Origin of the sequence: Catellatospora sichuanensis (genome assembly GCF_007483665.1) — a bacterium.
In the GTDB taxonomy this organism is placed as follows: Bacteria; Actinomycetota; Actinomycetes; order Mycobacteriales; family Micromonosporaceae; genus Catellatospora; species Catellatospora sichuanensis.
This window is the reverse complement of the sequence record NZ_ML660184.1, coordinates 344,102-357,627: the sequence shown is the minus strand read 5'-3', so window position 1 is coordinate 357,627 and position 13,526 is coordinate 344,102. Positions and strand designations below refer to the sequence as shown.

Below are 13,526 nucleotides of genomic sequence, written 5' to 3'. Positions count from 1 at the left end.
GGACGGGAGGGACGTGATGGACCGACGTCAGGTGCTGCGGGCAGGCGTCGTCGGCGCCGGAGCGGCCGCGTTCTCGGGCGCGCTGTGGCAGGAGGCGTTCGCCGCGGTCGCCCAGCCCGGGCAGAGTCCCTACGGCGGGCTGGTGGCGGCCGACGGCAACGGCGTGCAGCTGCCCGCGGGCTTCACCAGCCGGGTGATCGCGCGCTCCGGGCAGAGCGTGCCGGGCACGGCGTACGGCTGGCACTGGGCGCCCGACGGCGGCGCGTGCTTCGCCGACGGCGCGGGCTGGATCTACGTGTCCAACTCGGAGATCCCGGTCGTCGGCGGCGCGTCGGCGATCAGGTTCGGCCCGGACGGGAGCATCCACTCGGCGTACCGGATCCTGTCCGGCACCAGCGTGAACTGCGCGGGCGGGGCCACGCCGTGGCACACCTGGCTGTCGTGCGAGGAGATCGCCCTCGGCCGGGTCATGGAGACCGACCCGTGGGGCGTGCAGCCGGCCCGCGAGCGCACCCGGATGGGCCGGTTCAAGCACGAGGCCGCCGCGTGCGACCCGGACCGCCGGGTCGTCTACCTCACCGAGGACGAGGGCGACGGCTGCTTCTACCGCTTCGTGCCCGACGTGTGGGGCGACCTGAACACCGGACGGCTCCAGGTGCTCTGCGCTCCGTCGGGCACCACGTCCGGCCCGGTCACCTGGCAGGACGTCCCGGACCGGGACGGCTTCCCGGTGCCCACCCGCAAGCAGGTGAGCGCCGCGCTGCGGTTCGACGGCGGCGAGGGCTGCTGGTACGACCGCGGGACCTGCTACTTCACCACCAAGGGCGACAACCGGGTGTGGGCGTACGACGCCGTCGACTCGACCGTCGGCCTGGCGTACGACGACTCGCTGGTGAGCGGCACGCCTCCGCTGACCGGCGTGGACAACATCACCGGCGCGCCCCGCGGCGCCGACCTGTACGTGGCCGAGGACGGCGGCAACATGGAGATCAACGTCATCACCGCGGAGGGCGTCATCGCGCCGTTCCTGCGCCTGACCGGGCAGGGCGCTTCGGAGATCACCGGCCCGGCCTTCAACCCGGTCGGCAACCGGCTCTACTTCTCCTCCCAGCGCGGCGTATCCGGCGCGAAGTCGGGTTCCGGCGGCATCACGTACGAGGTCACCGGCCCCTTCCGCGGCTGAGTGGATCGGCTTGCCGGGCCCGGCCGCCGCCGGGTCCGGCAGGTTTCGCCGTCGGCAGCCGTAAGCGCTGCCACCCGTAGGCTCCGCCGTTCGCCAGGAGGTGAGCAGGGCCTGACCTGGGGCCGCGGAGTGCGCGTTGACCTTCCACGGGCGCCTGGCGATACTGCCCCGATGCAGCTGCACGGTGAGGATGCGGTCCAGGTGACCTGGCTGTGGGATCGGACCGAATACAGTCGCCTCGCCGGGCAGCACCGTGCGGACCAGAACCGGGTGAGCACGGTGCTGGCGCTGGTGAGCGCCACGGTCACGGCCTGGATGTTCTACCTGTGGGACGAAGGGCTGGCCTGGCCTTTCCCGTTCGGCGCGGTCTGGCTCGGACTGCTCACCGTGATCTTCGCGGGCGATGCGGCGCTGACCGCGTGGCTGATGGTGCGCAACACCCCCGACGTGAAGTACGCCCCGATGACGATCCTGGTCGACGTGCTGGGGGTGCGGCTGACGACCGGCAGCGGGGAGGTCTTCTTCCACTGGTCCGGCCTGTCCCAGGTCGTCCGGCTCGAGCACTTCTGGAAGTTCGTCGCCGCCGGGGTGGGCGAGGTCGCGGTGCCGCGGCGGCTGATCACCCCGGCCGACGACGCGGCGCTGGCCGCCGTCGTCGACCGGTACGCCCACCGGGTGGGCCGACCCGACGACGTGCCCCCACCGGCGGAGGTCTGATGCACCTGGAGACCGGGCGGCTGCTCGTCCGCGAGTGGACCGACAGCCCCGCCGACCTGGCGCGCAACTACGACATCTACCGGCGGCAAGAGGTCACCCGCTGGCTCGGCATGCCCACGCCGCTGGCCGAACCGGCGCAGTCGCAGCTCGTCATCGACCGGCGACGCGAGTTCTACGCCGCCGAACCCGGTTACGGCGTGTGGGCCGTCGAGCAACGCGACACCGGCGTGATCGCCGGGTCGGTGCTGCTCAAGCCGCTGCCCGAGCCGGCCGACGGGCCCGGTCGGGGCGAGGTCGAGATCGGCTGGCACTTCCACCCCGACTGCTGGGGGCACGGGTATGCCACGGAGTCGGCACGGGCCGTGCTCGCGTACGGGTGGGCGCTGGGGCTGGCCGAGATCCACGCCATCGCCCGCCCCGACAACGCGCCCTCGCTGGCCGTGATGCGCCGCATCGGCATGACCCGCGTCGGCCGCACCCACCGCTGGTACGACATCGAGGCCGAGCTCTACATGATCGGGAAAGAGGGGACCGCATGACAGGCGACGTCCGATTGAGCTTCACGCCGACGGCGGGGCATTGGCGTTGGGTGTATCAGACCTGGGGGGCGCGCCGCTGGACGCTGATGCGCACCGCGGCGCTGTGCGTACTCGCGATGGGGCTCCTGGTGCTGGTCACCGGTGGCGGCGTGACCGCGTGGGTGCTCATCGTCGGCGGTGCCGTCTCCTGGTTCCTGCCGCGCGTGGTGGTGCGCCGGGAGGTGCGCGGACTGCCGCCGCTCGCGCTGCTCGCCCGCGAGATGGTCTTGTCCGCCGACACCGTCGAGGTGACGACGGCGCAGTCCTTCAGCCGGTACTCGGCCTCGCTGGCCACCGCTCAGCACGTGGACGGCGACGGCCTGCTGGTGTTCAGCGGTCCCCAGGTGCTGTTCTTCGTCCCGCGCGAAGCCGTGCAGACCGAGCACTTCGAGCAGGCCTGCCGCCTCGCTGCGGCGCTGGTGGAGAACGGCCGTGTCGCGGCGCACGCGGCCTGACACCGCCCTGATCCGATATGCGACACCTGCCGCGGTACGGAATGCGCCGTTAGGCTGGTGTCGGCAGAATCTCCCCGCGGAAGGGGGTGAAGCGCGATGGCGGCACCGGCGAGAGCACGGCAGTTGCACACGATCGAGGAGTGGACCTCGATCGAGGAGTGGACTGCCGACCTTGCGCTGCGGCTCCTCCCGGAAACGAATGGCCGCAAGATCGAGGTCTTCCGCGGGAGTGTGATCGTGTCCCCCCACGCGAATGTGGATCATCAGACCGTCAGCACTGAGCTCGTCTATGCGCTCCGGCAGGCGGCGAAGGCGGTCGGGCTGTTCGCCTATCCGGAGGTCAATCTGATCTCAGGCGATGATCTCTTCATTCCGGACTTCGGAGTCTTCCGGCAGTCGGGTGGCGGCAAGGTGGCCATGAACATCGCGGACGCGCTGTTACTGGGCGAGATCGTCTCGCCCGGGAATCGGCGCAAGGACATCATCGACCGGCCCAAGCAGTACGCGGCGGCGGGCGTGCCCTGGTTCATGCGGGTCGAGTGCCGCAACCGGGTGCCGGTGGTGGCGCTGCACTCCCTCGTCGAGGGGGAGTACCAGCCGGTGGCGGCGGCTGCGGCGGGCACCCGGTTCGTGATGCGGGAGCCGTTCGCGTTCGAGATCGACCCGGCCGACCTGCTCGACGAGTAGCCCGCTCAGTGGGCACCCGGCGGGCTCGGCGAGAATGAAGGCATGATCCCCCGCGAGATCGTGCTGCTCGGCTCCACCGGGTCGATCGGCACCCAGGCCATAGACATCGTGCGCCGCAACCCGGACCGGTTCCGGGTGGTCGCCCTGGGCGCGGGCGGCGGCAACGTGGCCCTGCTGGCACAGCAGGCGCTGGAGCTGGGGGTCGAGGCCGTCGGCGTGGCGAAATCCACCTCCGCGCAGGACCTGCAGCTGGCGTTCTACGCCGAGGCGCAGCGCCGCGGGTGGTCGTCCGGCGACTTCAAGCTGCCGAAGATCCTCGCCGGCCCGCAGGCGATGACGGAACTGGCCCAGTGGCCCGCGGACATCGTGCTCAACGGCGTGGTCGGCTCGCTCGGGCTCGCGCCGACGCTGGCCGCGCTGCGGGCCGGGCGCATCCTCGCGCTGGCCAACAAGGAGTCGCTGGTGGCCGGCGGCCCGCTGGTGCGGGCGGTGGCAAAGCCGGGCCAGCTCGTGCCGGTGGACAGCGAGCACTCGGCGCTGGCGCAGTGCCTGCGCGGCGGCACGCGGGCCGAGGTGCGCAAGCTGATCCTGACCGCGAGCGGGGGCGCGTTCCGCGGCCGCCGCCGCGAGGAGCTGGGCGCGGTCACCGTCGAGGAGGCGCTCAAGCACCCGACCTGGGACATGGGCCCGGTGGTGACGATCAACTCGGCGACGCTGGTGAACAAGGGCCTCGAGGTGATCGAGGCGCACGAGCTGTTCGACGTGGCGTACGACGACATCGAGGTGATGGTGCACCCGCAGTCGGTGCTGCACTCCCTCGTCGAGTTCACCGACGGCTCGACGCTGGCCCAGGCCAGCCCGCCGGACATGCGGCTGCCGATCGCGCTGGCGCTGGGCTGGCCGGACCGGGTGCCCGAGGCGGCCGCGCCGGTCGACTGGACGCTGGCGCACAACTGGGAGCTGCGCCCGCTGGACAACGAGGCGTTCCCGGCGGTGGAGCTGGCCAAGGCCGCGGGCCGGGCCGGGCGCTGCCGACCGGCGATCTACAACGCCGCGAACGAGGAGTGTGTGGCGGCTTTCACAGCGGGCCGTCTGCCGTTCCTGGCCATCGTCGACACCGTCGCGGAGATCCTCGAGGGTGCGCCCGACTTCGACGAACCGGGTACCGTCGAGGACGTGCTCGCCGCGGAGCACTGGGCGCGCACGCGCGCACATGACCTGATCAAGGAGAAGAGCGCCTGATGAACGCCCTGGGGATCACCCTCTTCGCGCTTGTCATCCTGATCTCCGTAAGCCTGCACGAAGCCGGCCACATGGGCACGGCGAAGGCCTTCGGCATGAAGGTGACCCGTTATTTCGTAGGCTTCGGTCCCACTCTCTGGTCGTTCCGCCGCGGCGAGACCGAGTACGGCGTCAAGGGCATCCCGCTCGGCGGCTTCGTCAAGATCGTCGGCATGACGCCGCAGGACGAGGACGCCGACGACCCGAAGGCGATGTGGCGCTTCCCGGTGTGGAAGCGCTCGATCGTGATGTCGGCCGGCTCGATCGTGCACTTCATCCTGGCCGCGGTCGCGATCTGGGGGCTGGCGGTCTTCTCCGGCCTGCCCAACCCGGCACTGCCGGAGGGCAATGCCTCGCAGCCCGCGATCATCAACGTCACCGACTGCGTGGTGCCCAAGGCGGAGCTGCGCGAGTGCGTGCCCGGCCAGGACCCGAAGAGCCCGGCCAGTCTGGCGGGGCTGCGCGACGGCGACAAGCTGATCGCGATCAACGGCAAGCCCGTCGCCGACTACGGCGACGTCATCGAGGGCATCCGCCCGCTGACGGCCGGCCAGGTCGCCACGATGACGGTGCTCCGTGACGGCGCCCCGGCCGAACTGAAGGTCACCCCGCTGCCGGTCGAGCGGGAGATGAGCGACGGCAGCGTGCGCCCGGTGTCCGCGATCGGCGTCGGGTTGACCCCGACGATCGCGCCCCTGGTCAAGTACGGCCCCGGCGAGGCGTTCGGGGCGAGTGCCCGCTACGCCGGCTCGCTGGTGAGCGCCACGTTCGACGCGCTCAAGGAGTTCCCGAAGCGGATCCCGGCACTGTTCTCGGCGATCGGCGGGGAGAAGCGCGACCCGAACACCCCGATCAGCGTGGTGGGCATCAGCCTGCTGGGCGGCGAGGCGGTGCAGGAGGGCGCGTGGGGCATGTTCGTCGGACTGTTCATCGCGTTCAACCTGTTCATCGGCATCTTCAACCTGCTGCCGCTGCTTCCCCTGGACGGGGGACACCTGTTCATCGCCTGGTTCGAGAGAATTCGTTCATGGGTGTACGCGCGGTTGCACAAGCCCGACCCGGGCCGGGTCGACTACTTCAAACTGATGCCCCTGACCTACACGGTCATCCTGATCTTCGGTGCGTTCACCCTGCTGACCGTCACCGCGGACCTCGTCAACCCCATCTCGATCTACAAGTGAGTGTGCTGTGACTGCGATCAACCTTGGTATGCCGGCTGCTCCCCCCGTGCCGCTCGCGCCGCGGCGCCAGAGCCGGCAGATCATGGTCGGCAGCGTGCCGGTCGGCGGCGGAGCGCCGATCAGCGTGCAGTCGATGACGACCACCCTGACCTCCGACGTCAACGCGACCCTGCAGCAGATCGCGGAGCTCACCGCGTCCGGCTGCCAGATCGTGCGGGTGGCGGTGCCGTCCCAGGACGACGTCGAGGCGCTGCCCGCGATCGCGCGCAAGTCGCCGATCCCGGTGATCGCCGACATCCACTTCCAGCCCAAGTACGTGTTCGCGGCGATCGACGCCGGGTGCGCGGCGGTGCGGGTGAACCCGGGCAACATCCGGCAGTTCGACGACAAGGTCAAGGAGATCGCCGCGGCGGCCGCGGCGGCCGGCGTGCCGATCCGCATCGGCGTGAACGCGGGCTCGCTGGACAAGCGCCTGCTGGAGAAGTACGGCAAGCCCACCGCAGAGGCGCTGGTCGAATCGGCGCTGTGGGAGTGCTCGCTGTTCGAGGAGCACGGCTTCCGTGACATCAAGATCAGCGTGAAGCACAACGACCCGGTCGTGATGATCCGGGCGTACCGGCTGCTCGCGCAGCAGTGCGACTATCCGCTGCACCTCGGGGTGACCGAGGCGGGCCCGGCTTTCCAGGGCACCGTGAAGTCGGCGGTCGCTTTCGGCGCGCTGCTGGCCGAGGGCATCGGCGACACCATCCGGGTGTCGCTGTCCGCCCCGCCGGTCGAGGAGATCAAGGTCGGCACCGCGATCCTGGAGTCGCTGAACCTCAAGGAGCGGGGCCTGGAGATCGTGTCCTGCCCGTCCTGCGGCCGCGCCCAGGTCGACGTGTACACGCTCGCCGAGCAGGTCACCGCGGCGCTGGAGGGCTTCCCGGCACCGCTGCGGGTCGCCGTCATGGGCTGCGTCGTCAACGGCCCCGGCGAGGCCCGCGAGGCCGACCTCGGCGTGGCGTCCGGCAACGGCAAGGGCCAGATCTTCGTCAAGGGCCAGGTCATCAAGACCGTCCCCGAGTCGATGATCGTCGAGACCCTGGTCGAAGAAGCCATGAAGATCGCCGCCGACATGGGCATCGACCCCCTCGGCGACGACGCCCCCACCCCCGCGGTTGTCTCCGTCCAGTGACCCCCGAACACCCGAGAAGGCCCCGTTCCTCAGGAACGGGGCCTTCTCTCGTTACCCGCCACCGGCCGTGATCGCGACGATCTTGCGCGAACTGTTGCCCTTCTGTCCGGTAGGGGCGTGTCGTCCCCACGGCTCGCGCAAGATCGTCGCGATCATGGGGCGCGGGGGTCATTCGGCGAGGATGGAGTAGAGCTTGCGTTTGGTGTCCTGGAGGGTTTCCAGGGCTTTTTGGCGCTGGGTGGGGGTGCCGGACATGGCTACCTGGCGTAGGGCGGTCATGATGGCGAAGCCCGCCTCGCGGAATTCCTGGGACTGGGCGATGTGCTCGGCGTCGAAGTCCTGCCAGGGGCGGCCGTGGCCGGACTCGCTGACCTGGGTGGCCTCGGTGCGGCCGGTCTCGGTGAGGGTGAACCGCTTGCGGCCGTGCTTACCGGGGATACCACTGGCGGGCCGCACGGATCTCATTAGGCTGTGGTCATGCTCACCCTTCCGGTGCGGCAGCTGGCCGAAGCTGACCGCGCCGCAGTGGAACGCCTGCTGGCGGCGTATCCGATCGCGGCGGCGCAGGTGGCTGAGCGGGTGGCGATACGCGGGCTGGGCTGGCGGGCCGACGGCCGGCTCTACGGTTACGGCAGCCGCCGGCACCCGGAAGCCGTGCTCTGGTCCGGCGGGCAGGTCTCCCCGGTCGGCGCCGACGCCGCCGCGGTGGCCGCGTTCGCCGAGATGGTCTCCGGGCAGCCGCGGGTGTGCGCGTCACTGGTGGGCGAGTCCGGGGCCGTGCTGGGCCTGTGGGAGCTGCTGCGGCCGGCCTGGGGCCCCGAGCGCACGGTGCGTGCCGAGCAGCCGCTGCTGGTCGTGGAGACCCCGCCCGCGGTGGCGGCCGACCCGCTGGTGCGCCAGGTCCGGCCGGACGAGGTCGACCTCGTCTTCCCGGCGTCGGTGGCGATGTACACCGAGGAGGTCGGCGTCTCGCCGCTGGGCGACGACGGGGGACGGGGTTACCGCGGGCGCGTCGCGGAGCTGGTCAAGGCGGGGCGGTCGTACGCCCGGATCGTCGACGGCACGGTGGTGTTCAAGGCCGAGCTGGCGGTGGTGACCCGGCATACCGCGCAGGTCCAAGGGGTCTGGGTGGACCCGTCGTGGCGCGGGCGCGGCTTCGCGATAGCCGGTATGGCGGCCGTGGTGCGCGACGCGCTGCGCCGGGTCGCGCCGACCGTGAGCCTGTACGTCAACGACTTCAACACCCCGGCCCGCCGGGTGTACCAGCGGCTGGGCTTCCGGCAGGTGGGCGCGTTCGCGACCGTCCTGTTCTGACGGTCCCGCCGGACGGCGCGCCACGCCGAAGCCACGACCATTTTCGTGACTTTGAGCACCTAGCTAACTACGTTAAGTAACGATAGTGGCTGACCAGATGTGACGGCCGGCGAGGTGACTACCCCTATGGGGCGGATCGTTAAACAGCTCTCTGACACCACCACCAAGTACTACTGGTATCCCGGAGAGAAGCAGGAGTGGATCCGCGCCGTGGTCGCCGTCGGCACCGGCGGCGCGTCCGCCGCGTTGCTGATGATGCTGACCCGCAACACCCTCGCCGCCGTGGTGACCGGCTGTGCGGTCACCCTCGCCGTGTCGGGGTTCAACTTCGGACGCCGGGACGCGAAGGCGCTGTCCGGCTTCCCCAACCTCAGCGACAAGGCCGCCCGCCGCGCCGCGATCTCCCACTCCGGCCGTGCCGCCTGGCGGGCGAGCGCGCACGGGGTCGGCGGCGCGGTGGCCGCGATCGTCGTGCTCAACCTGGCCCACCACGGCTGGGTCGCCGACTGGCTGCTGCCCGTGGTGCCGGCCGTGGTCGGCGCGCTGGCCCACCAGACCGGCATGATCTGGGAACAGCTGGCCAGCACCGTCGCCGCCCCCGGCCCCGCCGCCGCCCCGGCCGCCAAACCCTCCACCGAGTGACCCGGACCGATCTCCGTCCGGCTGGCTGGCTGCAGTTTCGGGGAAACTGCGGCAATGGAGCCGCCGATTCCGGCTGTTTCCCTGAAACTGCAGCCCGAGCGGGGTACGTCAGCGGCGCAGCGTGTCGAGGGCGCGGGAGGTGGTCCAGTCGCGGTTGGCGGCGGGGGCGCCGAAGCGCTCGGGAAGCAGGGCGTCGAGCTCCCAGCTCGGGGTGCCCGACGTGATCCACTCGGCGAGGTGTCGGCCGATGCCGCCGGACAGACCCATGCCGTGCAGGCCGAACCCGGCCGCGATCCACAGGCCGGGCAGGGCGGAGCGGCCCGCCAGCGGGGCGCCGTCGGGGGTGAACGCCTCCACCCCGTGCATGATCTTCGCGAGCTTGGTGCGGCGCAGTTCCGGCATACGGTCACCGGCCAGCTGCCACAGCGGGGCGAAGGCCTCCTCGTCGGGCGCGGCCAGCTCGCGGGCCTTGGCCAGGGGTTCGGCGTCGCCGGCCGGCCAGGCGGGCACCGGGTCGGGCCGGCTGCCGCCGACGATGACGCAGCCGTTGGCGGCCCGCAGGTAGAGCGACTGCTCAGGGATGCGGCAGGTCGGAGTCGTGTCCGGGTCCAGCGCGGGGTGCAGCACCTCGCTCACGCCGTACTGGTGCAGGATCGGCACGACCGGGACGACGACGCCGGCCATCGCCCCGACGGCGCCCGCCGCCGCGCCGGCCGCGTTGATCACGAGCGGGGTCTCGATGACGCCGTCGCTGGTGTGCACGGCGCGGACCTGCCCGCCGGTGGTGTCGATGGCGGTCACCCGGACTCCGGTGCGGATGCTCACCCCGTGCGAGACGGCTCCCGCGACCAGCGCGTTCACGAAGTCCTTCGGCCGTACGAAACCCTCGCCGGGCAGCCAGGCCGCGGCCTGCACGTCGGACAGGTCGAGCCGGGGGACCCGGTTCATGGTCGCCGACGCGCCGTGCAGTTCGAGGGGCACGCCCAGCTCATCGGCGCGGTGGGCCAGCCGGCGCAGCTCGTCGACGTGGGTGTGGCTGAGGGCGAGCCGCAGCCCGCCGACCGGGCGCCAGCCGGAGTCGTGTCCCGTCTCGGCGCGCAGCATGGCCGCCAGCGCGGGCAGGTATCCGGCCAGCCGGGCGTGCCAGCCGGGGCCGTCCGGGCCGCGCATGGAGGTCACGAACCCGGCGGTGTGCCAGGTGCTGCCCTCGGTGAGCTCGTGCTGCTCCAGCAGCACGGTGTCGCGCCACCCGGCCCGGCCGAGGTGGTAGGCCAGGGAGCAGCCGACCACGCCGCCCCCGATGATCACCGCCCGTGCACTCGCTCCCATCTGGTCAGTCGTACCCGCTACGACCCCCGAACGGAAGCCCTCCGTCACAACTTTGCGCCCCCGCAGGCCCTCACTCGCCGCAACTCTTGAAGACTCGCGGCCTGAACCGGCGGCGCGAGCGGCAAGTCTTCAAGAGTTGCGGCGGGGGGTGGGGCGGCGCGCGGCGGCGGGTTCGCCACGATCAGCGATGTATTCGGGTTTGTTGACGTGGGTGGGTGGGGGCGGTAGACCTTGTGGGCATGTGGTCGGTGGAGCGCCTGCGCGCGATGGTGGAGGCGGGCGACATCGACACGGTGTTGCTGGCCATGACGGACATGCAGGGCCGCCTGCAGGGCAAGCGGCTGCACGCGGCGTACTTCCTGGACGAGGTGGTGGGGCACGGCAGCGAGGCGTGCAACTACCTGCTGGCGGTGGACGTGGAGATGACCCCGGTGGACGGGTACGCCGTCTCCGGCTGGTCGCAGGGCTACGGCGACTTCGTGCTCCGGCCCGATCTGGACACGCTGCGCCCGATCCCGTGGCTGCCCGGCACGGTGCTGGTGATGTCCGATGTGCTGTGGCACGACGGCTCCCCGGTGGTGCAGTCGCCGCGGCAGATCCTGCGCCGGCAGCTGGAGCGCCTGGCCGAGCGCGGCCTGACCGCGTACATCGGCACGGAGCTGGAGTTCGTGGTCTACGCCGACACTTACGAGCAGGCGGCGGCCAAGCGATACCAGGGGCTGACCCCGGCCAACGGCTACAACGTGGACTACTCGCTGCTCGGCACGTCCCGGGTGGAGCCGCTGCTGCGGGCGATCCGGCTGGGCATGGCCGGGGCGGGGCTGGCCCCGGAGAGCGCCAAGGGCGAGTGCAACCTCGGCCAGCACGAGATCGCCTTCCGGTACGCCGAGGCGCTGAAGACGGCCGACCAGCACTCCATCTACAAGCACGGGGCCAAGGAGATCGCCGCCGAGCAGGGTATGTCGCTGACCTTCATGGCCAAGCCGAACCAGCGCGAGGGCAACTCGTGCCACATCCACTTCTCGCTGCGTGACGAGGAGGGGCGGCCGGTGATGGCCGAGCACGACCGGTTGAGCCCGCTCGGCGAGCAGGTGCTGGCCGGGCTGCTGGCGACCACGGCCGAGATGAGCGTGCTGTACGCGCCGAACATCAACTCGTACAAGCGGTACCAGGCGGGCTCGTTCGCGCCGACGGCGCTGCGCTGGGGGCGCGACAACCGCACCTGCGCGCTGCGCCTGGTCGGCCACGAGCACTCGCTGCGGGTGGAGCACCGCTCCCCGGGCGGCGACGTCAACCCGTACCTGGCGATCGCGGCGCTGGTCGCCGGGGCGCTGCACGGCATGGACAACGAGCTGCCGCTGGAACCGGTGTTCACCGGCAACGCCTACGAGGACCCGGCGGCCGCCCGGATGCCCGCCACGCTGCGCGACGCGCTGCTGCGCTGGGAGTCGAGCGCGGTGGCCCGGGAGGCGTTCGGCGACGCCGTGGTGGAGCACTACGGGCACGCCGCGCAGGTGGAGCTGGCCGCGTACGACGCCGCGGTGACGGACTGGGAACTGGTGCGGGGGTTCGAACGGCTGTGAAGATCATCAACCCGGTCACCGAGGAGCTGATCACCTCGGTGGAGCCGGTCGACGCGGCCGGGGTGGACACGGCCGTACGGGCCGCCGCCAAGGCGTTCGAGAGCTGGCGCGACGTGTCCCCGGGCGACCGGGCCAGGCTGCTGCGCCGCTTCGCGGCCGTGGTCGACGCGCACGTCGAGGAGCTGGCGCTGCTGGAGGTGCGCAACGCCGGGCACACGATCGGCAACGCGCGCTGGGAGGCGGGCAACGTCCGGGACCTGCTCGACTACTACTCCGGCGCGCCGGAGCGGCTGTGCGGGCGGCAGATCCCCGTCGCGGGCGGCGTGGACGTGACGTTCCACGAGCCGCTCGGCGTGGTCGGCGTGATCGTGCCGTGGAACTTCCCGATGCCGATCGCCGCGTGGGGCTTCGCCCCGGCGCTGGCCGCGGGCAACACGGTCATCCTGAAACCGGCCGAGACGACGCCGCTGACCGCGCTGCGGCTGGCCGAGCTGGCCCTCGAAGCGGGCCTGCCCGAAGGCGTGCTGACCGTGCTGCCGGGCCACGGCGAGGTCACCGGGCAGGCGCTGGTGACCCATCCGGGCGTACGCAAGATCTGCTTCACCGGGTCCGCCGAGGTGGGCCGCCAGATCATGGCCGCCTGCGCGGCCGACCTGACCCGGCTGACCCTGGAACTGGGCGGCAAGAACTCCACCCTGCTGTTCGCCGACGCCGACCTGGAGCGGGCCGCCGCCGCGCTGCCCGGGGCCGTCTTCGACAACGCCGGACAGGACTGCTGCGCCCGTTCCCGCCTGCTCGTCCAGCGCGCGGTGTACGACGAGTTCCTGGCCCTGCTGGAGCCCCACGTCTCGGCCTGGCGCTGCGGCGACCCGATGGACCCGGCCACCGGCATGGGCCCGCTGATCACCGCTGAGCAGCGCACCCGGGTCGCGGGTTACGCGGCGGGCGCGGACGTGCTGATGCGCGGCGACGCGCCCACCGGGCCCGGCTACTGGCACCCGGCGACGGTACTGGCCGCTCGTGACCCCGGCGAGCGGCACTGGCGCGAGGAGGTGTTCGGGCCGGTGCTGTCCGTGCTGCCGTTCGACGACGAGGACGAGGCGGTGTGGCTGGCCAACGACACCGAGTACGGCCTGTCCGGTTCGATCTGGACCCGCGACGTGGGCCGCGCGCTACGGCTGGCCCGCAGGGTCGAGGCGGGCGTGCTCAGCGTCAACTCGCACTCCTCGGTGCGCTACTGGACCCCGTTCGGCGGAGCCAAGCAGTCCGGCCTGGGCCGCGAGCTGGGTCCGGACGCCCCGCTGGCGTTCACCGAGACCAAGAACGTCTTCATCTCCACCGAGTGAAACACCAGCGGTGTCCCGCCCGCGTCCCGCACGCTGTAAGCACGGGTCGTGGTCGC

14 protein-coding genes are annotated in these 13,526 nt (G+C 71.6%); 12 read left to right on the top strand and 2 right to left on the bottom strand.

Translation table 11 applies throughout. From position 1 onward, the window contains the following. Positions 1-16: 16 nt before the first annotated feature. The 8 genes from FLL47_RS03620 to ispG all read left to right on the top strand — a co-directional run bounded on the left by FLL47_RS03620 (position 17) and on the right by ispG (position 7,256). The gene (locus FLL47_RS03620) at positions 17-1,183 is read left to right on the top strand and encodes an alkaline phosphatase PhoX (RefSeq protein WP_144118951.1); all 1,167 of its coding nucleotides are present in this window, start codon (positions 17-19) and stop codon (positions 1,181-1,183) included. A 171-nt stretch (positions 1,184-1,354) separates the two neighbouring features. After that, the gene (locus FLL47_RS42670) at positions 1,355-1,900 is read left to right on the top strand and encodes a hypothetical protein (RefSeq protein ID WP_186315539.1); all 546 of its coding nucleotides are present in this window, start codon (positions 1,355-1,357) and stop codon (positions 1,898-1,900) included. Continuing rightward, positions 1,900-2,439, top strand: coding sequence for a GNAT family N-acetyltransferase (locus FLL47_RS03615; RefSeq protein ID WP_186315538.1), 540 nt, complete (start codon positions 1,900-1,902; stop codon positions 2,437-2,439). The genes FLL47_RS42670 and FLL47_RS03615 overlap by 1 nt, the downstream gene beginning before the upstream one ends. Before the next feature lie 50 nt (positions 2,440-2,489). Further along, a complete protein-coding gene (locus FLL47_RS03610) occupies positions 2,490-2,933 on the top strand; it encodes a hypothetical protein (protein WP_144118950.1) in 444 nt (147 codons plus the stop codon). Positions 2,934-3,056: 123 nt separating this feature from the next. After that, a complete protein-coding gene (locus FLL47_RS03605) occupies positions 3,057-3,620 on the top strand; it encodes a Uma2 family endonuclease (RefSeq protein WP_186315537.1) in 564 nt (187 codons plus the stop codon). Between the two features lie 60 nt (positions 3,621-3,680). Beyond that, positions 3,681-4,862, top strand: a complete 1,182-nt coding sequence (gene dxr, locus FLL47_RS03600) for a 1-deoxy-D-xylulose-5-phosphate reductoisomerase (protein WP_144119036.1) — start codon at positions 3,681-3,683, stop codon at positions 4,860-4,862. Next, entirely contained in the window at positions 4,859-6,082 is a 1,224-nt protein-coding gene (locus FLL47_RS03595; RefSeq protein ID WP_144118948.1) for a M50 family metallopeptidase, read from the top strand. The genes dxr and FLL47_RS03595 overlap by 4 nt, the downstream gene beginning before the upstream one ends. A gap of 7 nt (positions 6,083-6,089) precedes the next feature. Then, positions 6,090-7,256 carry a flavodoxin-dependent (E)-4-hydroxy-3-methylbut-2-enyl-diphosphate synthase gene (gene ispG / locus FLL47_RS03590; RefSeq protein WP_144118947.1) on the top strand — a complete coding sequence of 389 codons (1,167 nt, stop codon included), beginning with the start codon at positions 6,090-6,092 and terminating at the stop codon, positions 7,254-7,256. 168 nt (positions 7,257-7,424) lie between these two features. On the opposite strand, the gene FLL47_RS03585 is transcribed toward ispG, so the two are convergent. Beyond that, positions 7,425-7,712, bottom strand: coding sequence for a hypothetical protein (locus FLL47_RS03585; RefSeq protein WP_144118946.1), 288 nt, complete (start codon positions 7,710-7,712; stop codon positions 7,425-7,427). A 21-nt stretch (positions 7,713-7,733) separates the two neighbouring features. Here FLL47_RS03585 and FLL47_RS03580 point away from each other — a divergent pair, with 21 nt between their 5' ends. Continuing rightward, positions 7,734-8,570: a GNAT family N-acetyltransferase gene (locus FLL47_RS03580; protein WP_144118945.1), complete on the top strand. Its 837-nt coding sequence runs from the start codon at positions 7,734-7,736 to the stop codon at positions 8,568-8,570. Positions 8,571-8,696: 126 nt separating this feature from the next. Then, on the top strand, positions 8,697-9,212 hold the full coding sequence (locus tag FLL47_RS03575; RefSeq protein ID WP_144118944.1) for a hypothetical protein: 516 nt from the start codon (positions 8,697-8,699) through the stop codon (positions 9,210-9,212). A gap of 108 nt (positions 9,213-9,320) precedes the next feature. On the opposite strand, the gene FLL47_RS03570 is transcribed toward FLL47_RS03575, so the two are convergent. Beyond that, positions 9,321-10,541, bottom strand: a complete 1,221-nt coding sequence (locus tag FLL47_RS03570) for an NAD(P)/FAD-dependent oxidoreductase (protein ID WP_144118943.1) — start codon at positions 10,539-10,541, stop codon at positions 9,321-9,323. A gap of 239 nt (positions 10,542-10,780) precedes the next feature. Here FLL47_RS03570 and FLL47_RS03565 point away from each other — a divergent pair, with 239 nt between their 5' ends. Together FLL47_RS03565 and FLL47_RS03560 are read left to right on the top strand one after the other, a co-directional pair. Then, on the top strand, positions 10,781-12,124 hold the full coding sequence (locus FLL47_RS03565) for a glutamine synthetase family protein (RefSeq protein WP_144118942.1): 1,344 nt from the start codon (positions 10,781-10,783) through the stop codon (positions 12,122-12,124). Between the two features lie 2 nt (positions 12,125-12,126). Then, positions 12,127-13,470, top strand: a complete 1,344-nt coding sequence (locus tag FLL47_RS03560) for an aldehyde dehydrogenase family protein (protein WP_246157503.1) — start codon at positions 12,127-12,129, stop codon at positions 13,468-13,470. The last annotated feature ends 56 nt before the right edge of the window (positions 13,471-13,526 follow it).